This is a genomic window from Coprococcus sp. AM14-16 (genome assembly GCF_003434675.1).
In the GTDB taxonomy this organism is placed as follows: domain Bacteria; phylum Bacillota; class Clostridia; order Lachnospirales; family Lachnospiraceae; genus Coprococcus; species Coprococcus aceti.
Genome location: NZ_QTLL01000001.1, coordinates 916,722 through 937,220 on the forward strand (window position 1 = coordinate 916,722; position 20,499 = coordinate 937,220).

12 protein-coding genes and 1 riboswitch are annotated in these 20,499 nt (G+C 40.9%); all 12 genes read right to left on the reverse strand.

What is annotated here, in order from left to right; translation table 11 throughout:
* Positions 1 to 14: 14 nt before the first annotated feature.
* The 12 genes from DW159_RS04180 to DW159_RS04235 all read right to left on the reverse strand — a co-directional run bounded on the left by DW159_RS04180 (position 15) and on the right by DW159_RS04235 (position 20,461).
* Positions 15 to 1,625: a sensor histidine kinase gene (locus DW159_RS04180; RefSeq protein WP_117549036.1), complete on the reverse strand. Its 1,611-nt coding sequence runs from the start codon at positions 1,623 to 1,625 to the stop codon at positions 15 to 17.
* Positions 1,625 to 2,302: a response regulator transcription factor gene (locus tag DW159_RS04185; protein WP_022216567.1), complete on the reverse strand. Its 678-nt coding sequence runs from the start codon at positions 2,300 to 2,302 to the stop codon at positions 1,625 to 1,627. Before DW159_RS04185 ends, DW159_RS04180 begins: the two co-directional genes overlap by 1 nt.
* Before the next feature lie 165 nt (positions 2,303 to 2,467).
* Positions 2,468 to 3,112 (reverse strand): hypothetical protein, encoded by a 645-nt coding sequence (locus DW159_RS04190; RefSeq protein ID WP_117549037.1) that lies wholly within the window; start codon positions 3,110 to 3,112, stop codon positions 2,468 to 2,470.
* A gap of 138 nt (positions 3,113 to 3,250) precedes the next feature.
* The gene (trmD, locus tag DW159_RS04195; protein WP_015534852.1) at positions 3,251 to 3,976 is read right to left on the reverse strand and encodes a tRNA (guanosine(37)-N1)-methyltransferase TrmD; all 726 of its coding nucleotides are present in this window, start codon (positions 3,974 to 3,976) and stop codon (positions 3,251 to 3,253) included.
* A gap of 49 nt (positions 3,977 to 4,025) precedes the next feature.
* On the reverse strand, positions 4,026 to 4,568 hold the full coding sequence (gene rimM / locus DW159_RS04200; RefSeq protein WP_117549038.1) for a ribosome maturation factor RimM: 543 nt from the start codon (positions 4,566 to 4,568) through the stop codon (positions 4,026 to 4,028).
* Between the two features lie 124 nt (positions 4,569 to 4,692).
* Positions 4,693 to 4,920 carry a KH domain-containing protein gene (locus DW159_RS04205; RefSeq protein WP_004851223.1) on the reverse strand — a complete coding sequence of 76 codons (228 nt, stop codon included), beginning with the start codon at positions 4,918 to 4,920 and terminating at the stop codon, positions 4,693 to 4,695.
* Between the two features lie 102 nt (positions 4,921 to 5,022).
* Positions 5,023 to 5,268 (reverse strand): 30S ribosomal protein S16, encoded by a 246-nt coding sequence (rpsP, locus tag DW159_RS04210; RefSeq protein WP_004851225.1) that lies wholly within the window; start codon positions 5,266 to 5,268, stop codon positions 5,023 to 5,025.
* A 25-nt stretch (positions 5,269 to 5,293) separates the two neighbouring features.
* The gene (ffh, locus tag DW159_RS04215; RefSeq protein ID WP_117549039.1) at positions 5,294 to 6,640 is read right to left on the reverse strand and encodes a signal recognition particle protein; all 1,347 of its coding nucleotides are present in this window, start codon (positions 6,638 to 6,640) and stop codon (positions 5,294 to 5,296) included.
* A 30-nt stretch (positions 6,641 to 6,670) separates the two neighbouring features.
* Positions 6,671 to 7,027: a YlxM family DNA-binding protein gene (gene ylxM, locus DW159_RS04220; protein WP_242992611.1), complete on the reverse strand. Its 357-nt coding sequence runs from the start codon at positions 7,025 to 7,027 to the stop codon at positions 6,671 to 6,673.
* A 106-nt stretch (positions 7,028 to 7,133) separates the two neighbouring features.
* Positions 7,134 to 8,387, reverse strand: a complete 1,254-nt coding sequence (locus DW159_RS04225; RefSeq protein WP_117549041.1) for an ATP-binding protein — start codon at positions 8,385 to 8,387, stop codon at positions 7,134 to 7,136.
* Positions 8,388 to 8,621: 234 nt separating this feature from the next.
* On the reverse strand, positions 8,622 to 19,694 hold the full coding sequence (locus DW159_RS04230) for a leucine-rich repeat protein (protein ID WP_117549042.1): 11,073 nt from the start codon (positions 19,692 to 19,694) through the stop codon (positions 8,622 to 8,624).
* A 204-nt stretch (positions 19,695 to 19,898) separates the two neighbouring features.
* A riboswitch (cyclic di-GMP riboswitch) is annotated at positions 19,899 to 20,001 on the reverse strand.
* A gap of 214 nt (positions 20,002 to 20,215) precedes the next feature.
* Positions 20,216 to 20,461: a hypothetical protein gene (locus DW159_RS04235; protein WP_330410586.1), complete on the reverse strand. Its 246-nt coding sequence runs from the start codon at positions 20,459 to 20,461 to the stop codon at positions 20,216 to 20,218.
* Positions 20,462 to 20,499: the final 38 nt, after the last annotated feature.

The following is a 20,499-nucleotide window of genomic DNA, read 5'->3' on the forward strand; positions in this document are numbered from 1 at the left end:
TCCTTGCAAAGTATTTATTGTTCTGACGTGTTATCTGCGCTATTCTCCGGTATCATTTCCGGTTCGCCATCATCCTGCTGTATGATATCAAGGTCGAAGTAGAATACCACTCCATTCTCCACATTGTAAACACCATAGTTCTTGTTGTGAGCCGCCATGGACGCCGCAACTATAGAAAGTCCAATACCGCTTCCACCATACTCTCTCGTCCTCGCCTTGTCCACCTTGTAGAACTTAATGAATACCTTATCAAGCTCATCATCAGGAATGTTCGGTCCCTCATCATATACAAATACTCTCAAGTTGCCTGTGACGAATCCATCCTCAGTCCTTCTCGGCTGATCATAGTCCTTATTCGCCGTCCACACTCTGACCTTGCCTCCATCGTTGCAGTAATGAAGTGCATTTGTAAAATAATTGGTGAATACCTGCTCTATCATAAACTCATCTGCATATACGTTGCACACATCATTCAGCTCATCCGCCAGCTCAACTTCCGCATGGTTCTGCTCCACCAGAATGGATGATGAATCCACTACATTCTTTATGAGTGCATCTATGTCAAATACCACAGGATGAACCCTGTCCACTCCAAATTCAAGCTCATTCAGATCAAGTAACTGTCTGACAAGCTTATTCATCTTGCCAGCTTCGTCCAGAATGACATCACAGTAAAACTCCTTGCTCTCATCATCCTCTATAACATTGTCCTTAAGGCCCTCGGCGTATCCCTGTATGAGAGCTATAGGAGTCTTGAGTTCATGGGACACATGGGACAGGAACTCCTTCCTCATCTCATCTATCTGTACCTTCTCATCAATATCCGTCTGCAGCTTAGCATTTGCCTGTTGAAGCTCTGTCAGCGTGTTCCTCAGCTGATATGACATCTCGTTCATACTGTCCGCCAGCTCACCAATCTCATCGTTGGATGCGTGATCCACCTTCACATCGAGATCAAGCTGTGCCATACGATTGGCAACCAACGCAAGATTCTTTATCGGCTTTGCAACCGCATTGCTGATAAAATAGATCACGGCAAATCCAAGTATCGCAACAACCGAGAATACAAAAAAGAAAAACTTTAGTGATATAATTATCGTTGAGTCTACGCTGGAGATTGGTTTTCTGATTACAACCACAAAACCATTGTCAAGAAATCCTACCACATCATAATAGCTGTTTCCGGTATTTTTATCATTTGTGATCTGTATATCATATTTATCTGTCTTTTCAATCTGCTTTCTCTTTATCTTCGGATTATCCGGATTTTTGCCACCACTGTAATTGAAGTAGTCCGCTATAAATGACAGGTTGTTATATACCGCAGCCTCCTCGTTCACCGTCGTGTACACATGCATATTCACGCTGTCGAAGATAAATATCATCGCACCTGACTGATTGATCACATCATTTGCCAGCTCTTTACTGTCTATATCCTCATCCCGGCCGAACAGTTCATTGCAGGAATTGTACGTATCAAGCAGCATCTGTTCCATGCCGTGATAGAAATACTTCTTGATAAAAAGCATGGTTATGGCACACGACATGACAACCATAAATAGTATAGTCGCCGCAAGCGATAAAGTTATCTTTGTTCTGATAGAAGTTCTCTTTGATCCGGTCATCACTCCACCTCAAATTTATAGCCCATTCCCCATATGGTCTTGATATATTCGCCCTTATCGCCCATCTTGCTTCTGAGCTTCTTGACATGAGTATCTATGGTTCTGGCATCGCCAAAGTAATCATAGTTCCATACATTGTTGAGTATCTTCTCTCTCGACAATGCCACACCCTTGTTCGTGATAAAATACTGAAGCAGCTCGAACTCCTTGAAGCTGAGCTCAACCGGCTTGCCATCTATCGTCACCACATGAGCCGACAGATTCATCTCAATACCTCCGGCTACAAGCTTCTCATCTGAAGCGGCATCCGTTGTTCTTCTGAGTATCGCTGCAACTCTGGCAACAAGTATCTTGGGACTGAACGGCTTCGTTATGTACTCATCTACTCCCAGATCAAAGCCCTGGAGCTCATCGCGCTCATCTGCCTTCGCGGTAAGCATGATAACCGGAACCTGTGAGAACTTTCTTATCTCCTTAAGAGTCTCCCATCCGTCCATCTTAGGCATCATAACATCAAGTATTACAAGAGATATATTCTTGTCATTCATGAATATATCCAGGGCCTGTTCACCATCTCCGGCCTCAAGAACCATATACCCCTCTCTTGTGAGGAAGTCCTTGACAAGCTTCCTCATTCTGCTCTCATCATCAACCATAAGAACCTTTATTGAATCCATATCGTACCTCCACATATAGAATAATATCCAATTTATCTCAATATAACATTGATATTTGTAAAAAATGTGAACTGAGCATATTTTTTACAGTATACCACAGCAAAAAAGCAGTGAACACACTCATGTATCCACTGCTTTTCAAAATATTCTTCTATATCTTAAATACTACTGCGCTGCCTCTGTTGTCTCAACCTCATCTGTCATGGCCTCGCTTGGATCTATAGCCTCTGTGTTGGCCTCTGTTGTGCTTCCTGCCTCACTGGTTGCAGTTGTTGCTATCTCGCCGTTCAACGTTACATTCTCCTTCTGGGCAAGTGCATATACCGCGTCATTGTATGCTGTATACTTGCTCTGGGCGTCTGAGAGAAGCTTCTGTGCCTCTGTCTGGATGTCCTTGTTCTTATCCTTGACAGCAGCCTCAACCTTCTGCATAGCCTCATACTGTGCATTCATGGCATCATAATACTGATCCTTGAGCGCCTTCACCTCATCGGTCTTGACTTCTATAGCCTGTACGTTGTCAAGAAATGTCTTATAATCTGGAAGCAGATTGTCTGTCAAATCCTTGAGCAGAGCATCTGTATCAACAGCAGTTCCCTCAGCAAAATATGAGTTGAACTTCTTCATGATCTCCGCTTCCTCTGTATCCATCTTAGGGATATCTGTTCCAACAAACTTGATGAACTCATCCTTCACCTCTGATGCAGCCTCTGTGGTTGCCGTCGTCTCGTCTGCCTTCTTGTTTCCACATCCTGTAAATGAGAATGCAAGAACCATAGCCATCATAGTCATAAGTAATCTGCGTTTCATAATCTTTTGTCTCCTTGTTCTTCCTTGTATTTGTGTATGCCCTGCAGTCGCGTCTCCACAAGGTTATGGCAGAATTCGAATAACCTCGAATTCTGCCATCTCTTAGTATACCACCTTAAGACCACAGGTGGCAACCTGCTATTTTCTTCGTTTCTTTTTCTCCTTAGGAGGATTCTCGATCATATACTTCTCGTACATGTCCGGCCTGTGCTCCTTCGTCCTGGTGATAGACTGTTCAAGTCGCCACTCATTTATGAGCTTATGGTTGCCCGAAAGCAGTACATCCGGAACCTTCTTCCCCATGAATTCAGGAGGTCTGGTATACTGCGGATACTCAAGCAGATTGTTATAAAAAGTCTCTATCTCAGCACTGTCCTCGTTATTCAGAACCCCTGGGACAAGACGAGACACAGCATCCACGATAGCCATGGCTGGAAGTTCTCCGCCAGTCAGCACAAAATCGCCTATGGACATATAGTCATCGACTATCATCTCAAGGACCCTCTCATCTATTCCCTCGTAATGGCCACACAGAAGAACTATGTCCTCCTTCTCCGAGAGCTCCTGTGCAATACCCTGATTGAAGGTTCTTCCCTGCGGAGTCATATATATGACCCATGGTTTTCTGCCAAGCTTCTCCACCAGTGCCGTGTATGCATCATACACAGGCTGCGCCTGCATGACCATGCCTGCGCCTCCCCCATATGGGTAATCATCCACATGATTGTGTTTATCCTGGGTGTAATCTCTTATATTTATAGCTTCTATATGAAGTTTTCCCGACTCTATGGCCCTTCCCGTGATACTCGTTGAAAGTCCATTCATAACCATCTCGGGGAAAAGTGTCAAAATATAAAAATTCATAGTCCGCTCCTAGTATATGTTCATCATCTCACCAAACGTCTGTATGCGATCAATCCTCGTCATCTGAATCATCTGCTTCTACCATCTCAAATGTTCTGACCTTGACCTTCTTATTCTCTGTGTCAACATCGAACACGAAATCCGGTACTACAGGTATAAGGATCTCGCTGCCATCATCCTTCTTAACGACAAATACATCATTTGCCGGAGTCTCCAGCACGTCGTCAAGGATTCCTATGCGCTCGTCATTCTGATCATATACATCAGCGTCAAGGACATCACAGATGAAGAACTCTCCATCCATGAGAGGAACTGCATCCTCCCTGTCAACAAGTATGTCATAATTCTTAAAACGCTCTATATCATTTATGTTATCGTATTCTTTGAACTTAAGAATAACCATATTTTTCAAAAATTTGCAAGATGTACAATTGACCGCCAAAGTCTCTCTGCTATTTGACAGATAGCACTTATCCAGGCTCTTGAATCTATCATTGTCATCTGTTGTCGGATATACCTTAACCTCGCCCTTTATACCATGGCTTGAGGTTATCACTCCTACTCTGAGTCTGTCTTCTATGTTGTGTTCCATTCTATCTCCTATATATAACTCATATATAATATAAGGGGGAGTATAAACTCCCCCTCTTAACTCGGTAATAAAATCCTCTGTCATATGAAGATTAAGAAATACCACTTATCCTGCTTATGCAGTTCTACTTAATATCAACGACAACCTTCTTATCACCCTTTGAAGCAGCTGCCTTGACAACTGTACGGATGGATTTGGCGATTCTGCCCTGCTTGCCGATTACCTTACCCATGTCCTCTGGTGCGACTGTAAGGTCTATCTTTATTATGCCGTCTTCTTCAGTCTCGGTTACAGCTATCTGCTCAGGATGATCTACTAGGGACTTTGCAATGATTTCTACTAAATCTTTCATCTCTATACCTCCCAAATGGAACACCAGCCATGCAAAATCGACTTCGTCGATGGCTGGCGCTGCATATCAGCTTTTCATAGAAAAGCTGATACATCCGTAAAATTACTTCTCGATACCTGCCTGCTTTAATAACTTTGCAACTGACTCAGTTGGCTGTGCTCCTGTAGCTAACCACTTCTTAGCAGCCTCCTCGTCGATCTTTACTACAGATGGCTCCTGGTTAGGATCATATGTTCCGATCTCCTCGATGAATCTACCATCTCTTGGTGATCTTGAATCTGCTACGATCACTCTGTAGAAAGGATGCTTCTTATAACCCATTCTTCTTAATCTAATCTTTACTGCCATTGTTCTTGTTCCTCCTAAATATTAATTATCTTAAGCCAAAAGGCATTTTAAAACCACCGCGTCTTCTCTTTCCGCCCATCATGCCTGACATCTGCTTCATCATCTTCTTAGACTGTTCAAACTGTTTAAGGAAGCGATTCACATCTGCTATCTGGACACCTGCTCCATCTGCGATACGCTTCTTTCTTGACGGCGATATCGGATCCTGGAGTGAACGCTCTCTCGGTGTCATGGACTGAATGATTGCTTTTGGTGTTTTAGCAGCGTTCTCATCTATCTCAACATTCTTCATCTGACTTGCCATGCCAGGCATCATGGAAAGGATCTCCTGCATGCCGCCCATCTGCTCAAGCTGAGCCATCTGATCAAGAAAATCGTTGAAATCAAAACTTGCTTTGCGGAACTTCTGTTCCATCTCTTTGGCCTTCTCCTCGTCAATGGCCGACTGGGCTTTCTCAATAAGTGACTCTACATCACCCATTCCGAGGATTCGGCTCGCCATACGATCCGGGTAAAATGGCTCCAGATCGGTAAGCTTCTCTCCCATACCTGAGTACAGGATTGGCTTGCCCGTTACTGCCTTGATCGACAGTGCGGCACCGCCTCTGGTATCACCATCCAGCTTTGTGAGGATGACACCATCTATACCTATCTTATCATTGAACGTTGTCGCTACATTTACCGCATCCTGACCTGTCATGGAATCCACAGTCAGTATGGTGTAGGCAATGTCCAGATTCTCCTTTATCTCTGCAAGCTCGTTCATCATGTCCTCATCAACATGAAGACGTCCTGCGGTGTCAAGGAACACCAGATTGATATTGTTCTTGGCTGCATGCTGTACAGCCGCCTTCGCAATATCCAGTGGCTTGTTGTTGTCTCCCATGGCAAACACAGGAACTCCAACCTTCTCACCATTCACCTGCAGCTGCTTGATAGCCGCCGGTCTGTATACATCACATGCCACAAGAAGTGGCTTCTTGCCTTTGTTCTTGAACTGATATGCAAGCTTTGCCGCCGTGGTGGTCTTACCTGCTCCCTGAAGTCCACACATCATGATGATCGTGATCTCATTGGATGGTCTGAGCTTGATCTCTGTCATCTCAGAGCCCATGAGCTTATCCATCTCTTCCTTGACGATCTTGATGACCATGTGTCCAGGATTCAGACCCTTGAGGACTTCCTCTCCTACAGCTCTGTCACTCACCGACTTGACAAATGACTTTACGACCTTGAAATTGACATCCGCCTCGAGAAGTGCTCTCTTGACTTCCTTCATAGCCTCCTTGACATCATCCTCAGTAAGTACGCCCTTGCTTCTCAGCTTCTTAAAAACGTTCTGCAGTTTATCTGATAAACTGTCAAATGCCATAGACATTCTCCCTTCTGATATTATCTATCATCAGAAATCTTCGAGTATCTTATCTGAATAATTCACTATATCTTCAATTCTGCCCGCAAGCCGTTCATCCGAGTTCATCGCCTTGAGCTCATCCGCACATTCCTTGATCTTCTGAACCTGTTCCTGTGCCTTCATGAACTTATGTACCAGCATAAGCTTATCCTCATACTCCTCGAGGATCTTGTCACAGCGCCTTACCATATCATATACGCCCTGTCTGCTTATGTTGTTGAGTCTCGCTATCTCTGAGTAAGACATGTCATTGTTCACGACATCCTCGTACACGCTCTTCTGATGCTCTGTGAGCAGCTCACCATAAAAATCATATAACATAGACTGTCTGACTATCTTCTCCATAACAAACTCTCCGTAACGCACTTGCATGTAAAGTGTTTTTTCTTTACCATGGGCTATTCTAATACAGGCGGGATGGGTTGTCAAGTGTTTTTTCTTGACAACCTCACTAAAATTCTAAACTATCTGCATTAAGTAAAAAATATTTCATTCCCATAATCACAAATCCTTCATCATTTCTATACGGCTTTTTCGTTCCATTTACTATAACAATCTTCTTAAATGAATCTGGAATATTCCTAAATGAATTAAATTCCTGTGTCTGTTTTTCTTCAGAAACCATATCATAGGCTACTTGAATATAATATCTCTGACTACCCTGATTCACTACAAAATCAACCTCAAACTGCTTGCGAGTAGTTTTTCCATAATCATTCTTTGCATACACATCTACGATACCAACATCCACATTGTAGCCTCTAATAAGCAGTTCGTTATAAACTATGTTCTCCATAATATGAGTAGGTTCCTGCTGTCTGAAATTTAACCTGGCATTTCTAAGTCCCACATCTGAAAAATAATATTTTAAGTTAGCACCAACATATTTTCTTCCCTTAATATCATACCGTTCCGCTTTAGAAATCAAAAAGGCCTCCGCCAAATAATCAATATGATTAGATATAGTCTTATTGCTATAATTGATACCCCGTTCACTTTTAAAAGTATTTGATATTTTAGTTGGATTGGTCGGTGCGCCTATGGCAGAAGCAAGAATATCGACTAAAGTTCCAATTTCATCAACATTTTTAATGTTATTCCTCTCTACAACATCCCTGATATAGACATTGGTAAAAATATTTTTTAGATATTCTGCCTTTTGGCGTTCCACAGAAAATTGTGCTACCTGTGGCAAACCACCATATGTCATATACTCCTCCCAAGCTTCGTCATAATCTCCATCATACGCACTATAGAACTCAGCAAAAGATAATGGATAAATTTTTATCTCATCACCTCTGCCTCTAAATTCAGTTACAATATCACTGGATAAAAATCTCGAATTACTTCCGGTCACATATACATCAATATTGCTAATCCTAAGCAAACTATTCAGCACTTCCTCAAATCGTGGCATAAACTGTACTTCATCCAAAATCAAATAATACCTCTGATCATCTTTCATTGCATCCTTAATGTATTGATAACACTTTTTCGGATCCCTCAGTTCTTCGTTTTCGATACCATCTAATGCAATCGCAATAATATGTTCATTATCTACACCATTCTCTAATAAATAGTTCTTAAATAATACAAATAATAGAAATGACTTTCCACATCTCCTGATTCCTGTGATAATCTTTATCATTCCATTATCTTTTCTTATCTTCAGCTGTTCAAGGTATGCATCTCTCTTGATTTCCACTGTTATACTCCTTGTTTTTGTGTGTGGACACATTTTTTAGTAATTTTATTTTACTATCCCGTGTCTAATTAATCAATACCAACTACTATTTTATGTGTGTTTTCACGTTTTTATGTAGCACTCAACAATAAAAAAATAAATTAACAACAGCAAAATATGGATGGCTATGCATATTATTTCCCATAGCCATCCATTTAGTTTATTTCTTTTTGTTTCTTTTTTTTTTCCCTATATCTAAAACTTTTTGTATACTGCCTTCTTCGGCGCACCGGCTTTCTTTATCAGCCTGCCATAACTGTTATAATACTTCTTTGGCAGTGCAAATGCTGCATTTGCCTTGATACCAGCAAAAGCAGATGTTCCAGCCTTTACAAGCTTTGGTGATAAGATTTTCACAGACTTAAGGCTCTTACATCCATAGAACGCCTTAGTGCCTATAGTTCTGATGTTCTTACCTACCGTAACTGTAGCAAGTCTCGGACATCCATAGAATGCGTAATCGCCTATACCTGTCACATTTGAACCAACAACGACGTTTGTCAGATAATGATATTTCATGAACGCTTTGTTCTCGATCTTTGTAATCTTGAACTTCACTCCTCCTATAATTACTGTATCTGCTACCTTGAGTGTGGTGAACTTCTTGTTGGTCTTGCTGTATCCAGAACCAATCAGAGACACCGTACCTGTTCCGTTTGTCTTTGCACTTGTAATCTTGTACTTTAATGTGCTGCCGTACACCTTGCCAGCCTGTGTCTTGATGGCAAATGTCTTCTTGATAGTACCTGTGTAGCCATTCTTTCCGGTTATGGTAAGTGTGGCAGTTCCGATGTTCTTGTTGTTCTTATATGTGACTGTGTAATTGGTGCCCTTGGTCAGCATTCTGCCATTTGCCTTTACCACAAGCTTTGCCTGAGTCTGAGCCTTGCCGTTGTAAATCTTGTTCTCGATTCCTGCGACACTGATCCTACTTGCAGCCTTGGTTATATCTACACGTTTCAACACTGGAATATCTTCTGTCTTTGTGTCAGAGCATACTGTACAGGTGTATGTCTTTGTGCCCTTTGCTGTGTATGTAGGTTTCTTTGTCACCTTTCCAGAATCCCACTTATGTCCAAGTGCAGCTACTTTTTCCTGTGCTTTGATCACTTCATTACATACACTGCAGTGAATGCCTTCTGTCAGTCCTGTTTCCGTGCAGGTTGGGGCTATCGCCTTATCTGTTACTGCTGTGTGTCCTGTCGCTTTTATGTCCTCGGTTCTTGTCTGTCCACAAGCAGTACATGTGTATGTCTTAACGCCGGTCTTGGTACAGGTTGGAGCGGTCGTTATTTCGCCGTCATCCCAGGTATGTCCAAGTGCTGCAACCTCTTCCTGTGCCTTGATTACTTCGTTACATACGCTGCAGTGACTGCCTTCTGTAAGTCCTGGCTCAGTACATGTCGGAGCTACTGCCTCATCTACTACAACTGTGTGTCCTGTGGCTTTTATATCCTCGGTTCTTATCTCTCCACAGGCAGTACATGTAAATGTCTTTACCCCGGTCATGGTACAGGTTGGTGCGGTCGTTACTTCGCCGTCATCCCAGGTATGTCCAAGTGCTGCAACCTCTTCCTGTGCCTTGATCACTTCGTTACATACACTGCAGTGACTGCCTTCTGTAACTCCTGTCTCGGTGCATGTCGGAGCTACTGCCTCATCTACTACAACTGTGTGTCCTGTGTCTTTTATATCCTCGGTTCTTATCTCTCCACAGGCAGTACATGTAAATGTCTTTACTCCGGTCATGGTACAGGTTGGTGCGGTCGTTACTTCGCCGTCATCCCAGGTATGTCCAAGTGCTGCAACCTCTTCCTGTGCCTTGATCACTTCGTTACATACACTGCAGTGACTGCCTTCTGTAAGTCCTGACTCGGTGCATGTCGGAGCTACTGCCTCATCAACTACAACTGTATGTCCTGTGGCTTTGATATCCTCGGTTCTTATCTTTCCGCAGGCAGTACATGTGAAGGTCTTTATACCTGTCTTGGTACAGGTTGGGGCTGTTGTTACTTCGCCATCATTCCATGTATGTTCCCTTACATTTACATTTACTACAGCCTGTACGCCATCAACAACCGACTTAACTGTTACTATGGTTTCTCCGACCGATACAGCAGACACATTTCCATTTTCATCTACCGTCGCAACACTCTCATCCCCGGATACATATGTGAGCTGTTTATTCTCCGCATTCTCTGGTAATACCGTGGCTGTAATCGTTGCTGTTTTTCCTATGCACATATCTATAGAGTCTGTGTCAATCTCAACTTTCGCTGCCTGATATTCGTCTGTAGGAACCGCAACACAATATACACTGAAATGCTCCGTCTGGAAACTATACTTTCCATCAGCACTTATCGGTTTCATATCTGTCATTGAACCATCAGTTTCAAGCCTGTATATACCTACTCCACTTGAATGTGAATCGTCTGCCATCGGTATATCTACATCGACTGTCTTTTCCGGCTGTACAACATCTTCACCATTTTTTAATGTTATGTCATATACAGAAAGACTATATATACGTCCATTCTCATCAACAGAAATATTCTTTATCGAATCACCATACGTCTCTGCTACATTCTCGCTTGCCATTTTCTCCACAACAAGTGATGTATCGTCAGACATCTCTGTATCATCAGAATTGGTTACTGTAATTCCTGTCTTGGCATCCCTTATACCTATTACACTTACTGTGTATGTAGCTGTATGCGTTCCAACCGTTCCTGTAATGGTAGTTTTACCTGTCTTAAGACCTGTTACAAGTCCGTTCTCATCAACCGATGCGATCTCCGGATCTGCCGAACTCCAAGCGACATTCCTTTCATCTGTCGTATTTGATGGTATATAGATCACATCAAGCTGTTTTGTCTTGTCAAGTCTGAGTGTTCCCTTTGTTGTATTGAGCACTATCTTCTCAATAGGCGCTTTCACAGTCACACTACAACTGATTCTAAAGTTACCTACAGCTCCGCATACATCCACAGTTCCCGGTGCAATAGCTGTAACCAATCCATCTGAATCAACCTTTGCAACTGATGTATCTTTGCTGTACCAGAACACTGATTTATCATCTGTAGTATTCACAGGTTCAAATGCAGCAGCTAATGTAAATGTATCACCAACATTCAGTTCTTTCTCTGTCTGATTTATAACCACAGACGTCATAGGCTGCTTTACTGTAACTGCAAATTCTGCGCTGTACATTCCATGGCTTACTGTAATAGCTGCATTTCCCGGAGCAACACCTGTTATCACGCCCTTCTCGTCAACCGTTGCTACATCCGTATCATCACTTACAAATACTGTTTTTTCCGTGTCGCCATCCGGCACTATAACATCAGGAGTAATAGAGTATGTATCTCCAACATTTATAGTTGTCTCCGTTTCAGAAAGCTTAATACCATACGTCTTTGGAGTTACCGTAACAGTGCATTCAGCGTAAACCTGCTTATTTGCATCAAGAACAGCTTTGATCGTTGTCTGTCCTTCTGAAACTCCGGTGACTTTTCCATCTACAACTGTTGCTATACTCTTATCTGCGCTCTCCCAAGTGAGCTTATCGCTCTGGTTATATCCAAATGGATTTATCGTAACATCAAGTTTCTGAGTCTCGTCAATTTCAAGTGAAAGCTCTGATTTCATCTCAATCGATGTAATTGGAGCACTATATACTGCATGAGCCTCAATGTCACTTGTAAGAGTTGCCGGAAGTTCGTCTGCTTTACCATCACCATTGATATCCCAGCCGAGGAAGGTTGCACCTTCTGGGAGAATATCTGAAATCTCATTTTGTGATGGTGATTGAACCAATTCTGTATTCTTTAGTGGTGATATTTTAACAACCATGCCATCCACAAAAAATGTTACAAGATTCCATTCATCTGAATAATATATCGAGCTGCCTTTAAGATTATTTTTTTTATCATCCTCTACTTCTCTATCGACTTTTGTATATATTTGCGTATTAACATTTTCATAATACGAGTTTATATCATACGTCTCATTCATCAATACCAAGCTTTTGGGATTATAACTCATTATCCTTGAATCAATTTGACCAATAAATACATCTAAATAATCTGTAGTTGACCCCATTCCCATATTTACATTTTTTAAACTATCTATTCTTGCATACTTTATCTGGCATTCATAAAAACAGTTTACGCCAAGTTCCAAATTCTTATTTGTTAAATGAACATTTTCAAGATTAGTATCAAAGGAAAATGCACCGTCATCTATAAATTCAATACAATTTCCCCACCTTACATTCTTTAAGGAATCACAAAATGCAAATGCGGAATCTCCAATAAATCGTAGTGAATCCGGTAAATAAACATACTTTATTCTCTGCGATGCAATTGCATATTCTGCAATAACTTTTGTTCCATCTTTGATCCTGAGACACCTTGACTTATTTACTTCCTCGCTGTCACAACTTATCGCATATTGTCCCAAATATAAAACTCCATCTATATAGTTTGACTTATTATTGTAATATGGTGTATCGTACAATATATTTGAGCCAATACTTTTTATATTATAGCCAACATTGATGTTTACCAAACTTGTACAGGATATAAAAGCCCCTGTCCCTATTGATTCAACGCTATCTGGTAACAATATCTCTGTTATTTTTTTATGACCCTTAAATACATAGTCATCTATTTTTTTAATTCCCGAAATGATTTCGATTTTACCAGATATATTGTTAGGTATAAAAAGTATTCTTGTAACATCTTTATCATAAAGTATTCCATCTTTGGTAATAAAAAACTTATTATTTTCATCAACAATAACTTTTTTCAGGCTATCACAAACAGCAAAAGCTCCTTTTCCAATCGTATTAACATTTTTTCCTATATATATATTCTGCAAATTAGTACATGAGTCAAATGCACTTTCTTTTATCTCTTTTACAGATTCTGGCAGATTGCAATTTACCAATCCTATACAATGAAAAAATGCAGCATGACCGATTACCTCTATATTTTGCCCAAACTCTACAATACTCAATTTTTCATCATATGCGAACAGACTCTCAGTAAGCACTTTCATGTTATCTGACAGTTTGACTCTACTCAAATTTCGGCAATCTGCAAAAGCATAAACACCTAAACTACTTACCGTATCTGGCAACTCTATATTTTCTATATTTGTATTTTGAAATGCCATTATTCCTATTGTCTGTAATTTATTTGAAAAAGATACTTCGTTCAATAAAATGCAATCTCTAAACGCATCATCTCCTATACTTTCTACAGTATCTGAAAAAATAACCTTCTCAATATACTTACAATTATAAAATGCTCCATTATCTATATTTTTTATTCCTTCTGGTATTTCAACTTTGCCACTTATATTTTTAGGAACAATCATAATTCTTGATAAATTGTAATCATATAAAATACTATCTATTACTCTAAAAAACTTATTATCAGCATCTACACTTACACTTTCTAAGCCATTACAACCACTAAAAGAACCATTTGCGATATATGACACATTTTTATTTATATATATTTTTTTCAATGACAAACAGTCTTTAAACGCAGTATCCTCTATACTGCAACAATTTACCGGAATATTAATATCCTGAAGTTTTATACATGATTCGAATGTTGACATTCTGATGCGTTTTACTCCTTCTGGAATATTCACTATCCTCAATTCTTCACATCTGTAAAAAGAATTATATCCTAAATCAACTATAGATTCTGATAAATATATTTCTTCACATTTTAAATAACTAAATGCATCATAATCCAATCTAGTCCCGCCTAGTACTGATATCTTTTTCAACCCATCTAACTTACTAATATCAGAAAATAGATATTTTATAGTGTTTTCTGAATTTGTATTTATTTCAGCCATTCCCAAAAATGGTATAGACAATTTTTCTAAACTCAAAATATCCTTTAATGCACTTCGTCCGATATACTCAACACTACTTGGCACAACCAATTCTGTTGTTTCCGTCAGCCCAGACTCAGCCAGTGCATACTCCCCTATCTCCTCCAACTTCTCATTGAAGGTAAAGGTCTTAAGCTTTGCACCTCGGAATGCATAAGCGCCAAGCACCGTCATCTCTGCTGGCATATCGAAGTTCTCTATTCCAGCATACTCAAACGCATGGTCATACACACCCTGCAGCTTGCTGTTTTCCGACAGGATTATATTCGTAAGCGCACTACAGCCATAGAATGCATAATCTGATATTTCCTTTACACTGTCAGGAATAGTAATTCCGGTCAGCTTTGCACAGTTATAGAATGCTCCACTGTATATACCGCCAAGCTGACTGCTGGCATTCACATCCACCTGCTCAAGATTCTCGCAGTATGCAAAGGCATAATATTCAATGCTCTGCACATTGTCAGGTATCGTGATATGTGTCAGATTATCACACTTATAGAAGGTCCTGAGACCTATCGTCATCAGCTTGCTCTCATTCGGAATGATTATCTCCGACAACTGAGAGCCTTCAAATGCACCGGATGCAAATGAAATCACAGCGTCAGATACTGTGTAGCTGCCTGTCTTGCCTGCAGGACATGATATAAGCTTTGTACGGGCTTTATTGTAGAATACACCATCCACAGATGCATAATTCTGATTTTTCTCTGCAACAGTTATCGCTGTAAGATTCTTACATTTTGCAAAGCAGAGGCTGCCTACATAGTTTATATTTGCCGGAATGTCTATCTGATCTATTGCTGTATTATAGAAAGCCTCATCCCGCACAAGCATAGACTTGCCATTATCAGCAAATGTAATCTTCGCAAGGCTTTCTGCATCTTTGAATGCACTATAGCCTATCTCTGTTACATTTAACGGAATGTCTATAGCTCCTATCTTTGATCCGGCAAATGCCAATCTTCCTATATAATTTACAGAATCAGAAACCGCTACTGTCTTGACGCCGGAATTATAGAAGGTCTTCTCCCTTATCTCCGTTACTCCTGATGGTATACTTACCTTCTCAAGTCTTGATGTATTGGCGAAAGCGTTACTTCCAATAGTCTTAAGCTTACTGTTTTCTCCAAATGTAATCTCTGTGATTCCACTGCCATCAAATGCACCGCTGTCAATAACAGCCACGCCATCTGGTATTGTCACAGACCCAAGTGCCGTTGTTCCGGCAAATGCAGACTTATATATACCCGTAAGTGTATCTGGCAATGTAATTTCTGTAAGCGAAGTATTGTCCTTGAATGTCTCACTTCCTATAGAGGAAACCGCATAGCCGTCTATATTGTCAAGCACGATATTTTCAGCATTTCCCTTATATTTTATAACTGATGCTGTTCCATCATTCGTGACAGCATATACCCATTCATCATTCTCATGTATCTTATTTAGTCCAACATAATATGCACCTATACCATCATCCCATTTATCCTCAAGATCTGATGGAAGAACCGCTGCCATAAAGTAAATCTTTATGGATTTCGTCTTTGAAAATGCATATCTTCCTATATGATTCAGTGTTTCCGGCAAGATCATCTTGTCCATCTGTGAGCATCCATAGAATGCATATCTTCCTATGTCATTCACTGTCTCCGGAATTGAAAGATTGCCAAGTGATATACATGACTTAAAAGCATAGTTATCTATTGTAGCAAGCTTTTTACAGCCACTAAAGTCCACACCTTCCAGATGCAGAAGTCCCTCACATGCTCTCGCCTCTATAGTCTGTAACGCACTTCCTTCCTCAAAGGTTATCCTTCTAAGGTTATCTGCACCGGAGAAACACCATGCCGGAAGATTCTCAAGTCTGCTGTCAGCTTCGAAGGTAACTGTAAGTAGCTTGTCACATCCTGTAAATGCATCCTGTGCTATCGTAGACACATTTCCCGGAATAGTGAAATCCTCTATACCACAATAAGCAAATGTTCCATATCCTATTCTGTCAAGTGCACTTTCCGGTTCAAACTCTATATCTGTAAGTGCAAAATCCCAGCCAAATGCGTACCAGCTTATACTCTTAACATTCTTAGGTATCGTAAGCTTTTCAGACATTCCGCTGCAAGACATAAACGCATAGCCATCTATCTCTGTAAGCGTAGAAGGAAGTACCGGTGTCTGGAGCTTTTCGCAATATTCGAATGCATTTTCACCTATATCAGTAAGACCTTCATTCATTATTACCTCTGTAAGCCCTAGCGCTCCAGAGAAAGCATACCGGTCAATCTTCACAGTTGTGTCTGCCATCGTGTAAGAGCCAGTTCTTGCAGCCGGATAAAGCATGAGAACAGACTTATCCTTGTTGTACAGTATCCCCTCATACGACGAATACTTCTCATTCTTCTCATCCACTGTGATATCTGACAGATTGTGACAGCTTGCAAATACGCCACTACCTATATTAGTAAGCTTTGCACCTATACCGATTTTCGTTATACCACTGTTGTACAGAGCTGTATCACCTATTGTTGTTACACCGTCAGGAATCAGAAACTCCCTTAAACTATATGTATAGGCGAATGCCCACGCATCTATATTCGTGCATTTGCTCTTTTCTCCAAACTTCACACTGGCAAGATTGCCAATACCATAAAATGCGTATCCACCTATGCTCTTAACAGAATCTGGAATTGATATATCTTTGATATTCGAACCTGCAAATGCATATGCACCTATATCAGAAAGCAGACTATCGTACGCAAACTCAATCTTTGTCAGTCCTGAGTAATAAAATGCAAAGCCATTAAGCCCGGTTATATACTTCGGCATAGTTATTTCTCTTAATGCATATGTACTACTGAAACCATCACCTGGTATGGCTTTTAATTTTCCGTTCTCTGGGAATACTATTTCACTAAGTCTGCTACAGTTCGAATATGCACTTTCGCCAAGTGATGTCAGGCTCTCAGGGAAATTCACTCTGTCTATCCTGCTATATGCAAAGCCTTCCTCTCCAACATTCGCAAGTCCCTCATTAAGCACAACCTCGCCACTTCTAGAATATGCAAAAGCCGCAGTTCCAATAGTCTTAGTCGATGCATCCACGGTGTATGTTCCTGCAAGTCCTGCCGGATAGTACAGCAGTGTTGTTCCATCTGCACTGTAGAGAGCCGAATTCTTCACTAAGTAAGATGGATTACCGTCTGCAACCTTGATCTTTCTGAGACCTGTACTTCCATAGAATACTCTGTCCCCTAGAGATATAAGACTTGATGGTATATTAAATTCAGATATTCCTGCAAAAGAGAATGCCTTTGCACCAACTGTCATCAGACCACTGCTGTCAGATACGTCTACAGCACCAAGTCTTACACAACCCGAAAATGCCTCGTCTCCAATCTCTGATACAGAATCCGGTATATCTACGCTCCTGATATATGTACAGTTATAAAATGCCCTTGTTCTTATATTCTTTAATGTATCTGGAAGAGTGATAGACCTTGCCCTTCTATTATTCTCAAATGCATTCTCACCTATCTCTGTAACCGCTTCCCCTTCTATCTCAGATGGCACTGTCACATACCTTCTCTTTCCTGTATATGATGTAATTCTTATAGTACCATCGGAGTTTTTCACATAGGTGAATGCTGTTCCTTCGTCCTCATTTACCCAGCTTGCATACAAGGTTACATCCTGACTGAATACATTGGTATATAATTCACACACATCCTCACAGTTTGGATCAAAATACCAGCCGTCAAATACGAGATATTCTCTTTCCGGCTCAGGCATTGTCTGAACTGTATGCCCCTTGACGAATATCTGCGTCTGATTCTTCACCTCGTCAGTCAGCATATCGTATGTGATCTTACCTTTTTCTTCACACACAAGTGCGTATACATCTACTTCACCGAATCCGTTATAGTAATCCTCACCTGCTATTCCCAGATCTACTGATGACGCCTCAAAAAGCTGTCTCATATCATTGAATTCCGTCTTACCACATGCTGACTTGTAAAGTGCAACAGCTCCTGCTGCAATCGGTGCAGACATGGATGTACCCGTAGCCATAGTATATCCGCCTATGTCTGTTGTATAGGTTGTGCCTGGTGCCAGTATGTCTACATTCTCACCATAGTTAGAATAATCTGTTATAGTTCCTCTTTCTGTATCATATGCCCCCACTGCAATAACACTGTCCAGAGATGCCGGATATACTGGCATGTTGCTGCCATCGTTTCCCGCTGATGCAACGCATATGATGTCACTGTCAACGGCAAGCTGAGTATACTTGCTGTATATATCTTCCTCAGAACTAAGCGACATATTGATTACATCTACGTCAGACTCTATGGCATATGCAAGTCCAAATACAATATCAGATCCCCTTGCAAATTCGCCATTTTCACCCACATTACATTTTATGACCAGCAGTTCCACCTCAGGTGCAACTCCTGCTATTCCCTCATTATTATCCATGGACGCAGCAAGAACACCCGCTACCTTTGTACCGTGTCCCTGTTCATCCTCTATTACCGACATATCGTAGTCTTTTACTATCTTGTCCTCTGATGCATTGTATGATTTTTCACTGATTCTTCCTGTGAACTCAGGATGATCCGTGTCGATACCGGAATCGATAACCGCTACCGTAACGCCACTTCCTTTGGTGGTGTTCCATGTATTCTTGAGATTTATATAATCAAGATACTGCTGATTTCTAAAGTCAGGATCGTTTGCTGTGTAGTCCGGTCTTGCACTGATAACCTTAGAAATACTTTGTGTAGAATCTTCATCACCTGACTGTGAATTATCCGGAGTACTGTTCACTGCTCCACCAAGCTCCTCATTGAGCTCACTCACACTCACGTAATAGTCAGGTGTCATCTCTGTGATCTCCTGACTGTACTCGTCGTTATTGTAGACATCATCTATAGTCATACCCTCTGGCAGATACAGAACGGCAAAGCTGCCATCATCAGTGAGTCTTACATCAGCTCCAAGCTTTTCTGCAATTCTCTCAGCCTCTTCCTTTGTCGTATCTGAAAGGACTATGGAGTCAGGCGCATAAAGTCCCTGATCAGAGTCGAGTGTGTCCTTTTTGTCCTCTACCTTATCTGCAACTATCTCCTTTTCCTTCTGGGCATTCTCCTTCTGGAAGTCTGTCATATAGACTGTCTGCTCCGCATCCGCTACATCACCTGACTTATCGCTGACTGTTGTTTCTGATGTGCCATTATTGCCATTGCCACCATTATCATGATTGATATACTTTACAGTTCCAAATGCTGCTCCTGCGCAGAGCATTGCACCTACTATAACGGTGCTGATGATTCGTTTTCTATTATTCTTCCTCATACTGTCCCTCCCTGTTAATACAATTACTGTAGTTCTCTTACTATTAATTTCACTTGATTTATAACTGCCATTTTCTGTTTCCTGCACTTCGCTCTCATAACGCACGAAAAGCGCCACTTACCGTGACGCTTTTCATAAAAATCTATACACTTATACCTAGGTATAATTATCCCATATAGTAATAATCTTACATATGCCATGTGTAGATGCAACTGGCTGCCGTCTGATCGTCTCCCCTGATGTCTCAAATCTCTTAGGCCCTATAGCTTTGCGTCACAAAATTTCTCTTGTTTTGCCGAGTATTCTATTGTCCGTGATAAATCACGCAATTTCCCCTCAGATATTTTTATTTTATCATATAGCTGGCAGTCACACAATAACAATTTGTAGTGCTTGACTAATATGCTGCTGTAAGTGTCTATCACGGTATGTTGCATGCCAATCCAAACTATTCAATATTGAATAGTTTGAGCCTTAAATTAGTTTAAACTATTCAGATTTGAATAGTTTGAATATTCATTTTAATACACCTTCCTAACCTTCTCCACGCCATAAAGCTCTTTGAAGTATTCAAGATCGTCATCCGACTGTATCACCATCACACCCACAAAACTGCCGTCCTGTCTGTTCTTAAAACCTGCGACCTGCTCGCCGGTGCAGATAGAACACCTGATGACAGCCTCATGTATGTTCTCGTCATATGGAAACCTGTTGTCTGCATCACCACGTCCCATTTTAAGCCTTGTTATTATATTCCTGATTCCCATTATGTCATCTTCTTTCTCTGTCCGGAAATCTATCTGTC

Bases quoted from the DNA above. Each gene is read 5' to 3' on its own strand.
- DW159_RS04180 (WP_117549036.1), bottom strand. From the start codon at position 1,625: ATGACCGGATCAAAGAGAACTTCTATCAGAACAAAGATAACTTTATCG.
- DW159_RS04185 (WP_022216567.1), bottom strand. From the start codon at position 2,302: ATGGATTCAATAAAGGTTCTTATGGTTGATGATGAGAGCAGAATGAGG.
- DW159_RS04190 (WP_117549037.1), bottom strand. From the start codon at position 3,112: ATGAAACGCAGATTACTTATGACTATGATGGCTATGGTTCTTGCATTC.
- trmD (WP_015534852.1), bottom strand. From the start codon at position 3,976: ATGAATTTTTATATTTTGACACTTTTCCCCGAGATGGTTATGAATGGA.
- rimM (WP_117549038.1), bottom strand. From the start codon at position 4,568: ATGGAACACAACATAGAAGACAGACTCAGAGTAGGAGTGATAACCTCA.
- DW159_RS04205 (WP_004851223.1), bottom strand. From the start codon at position 4,920: ATGAAAGATTTAGTAGAAATCATTGCAAAGTCCCTAGTAGATCATCCT.
- rpsP (WP_004851225.1), bottom strand. From the start codon at position 5,268: ATGGCAGTAAAGATTAGATTAAGAAGAATGGGTTATAAGAAGCATCCT.
- ffh (WP_117549039.1), bottom strand. From the start codon at position 6,640: ATGGCATTTGACAGTTTATCAGATAAACTGCAGAACGTTTTTAAGAAG.
- ylxM (WP_242992611.1), bottom strand. From the start codon at position 7,027: ATGGAGAAGATAGTCAGACAGTCTATGTTATATGATTTTTATGGTGAG.
- DW159_RS04230 (WP_117549042.1), bottom strand. From the start codon at position 19,694: ATGAGGAAGAATAATAGAAAACGAATCATCAGCACCGTTATAGTAGGT.
- DW159_RS04235 (WP_330410586.1), bottom strand. From the start codon at position 20,461: ATGGGAATCAGGAATATAATAACAAGGCTTAAAATGGGACGTGGTGAT.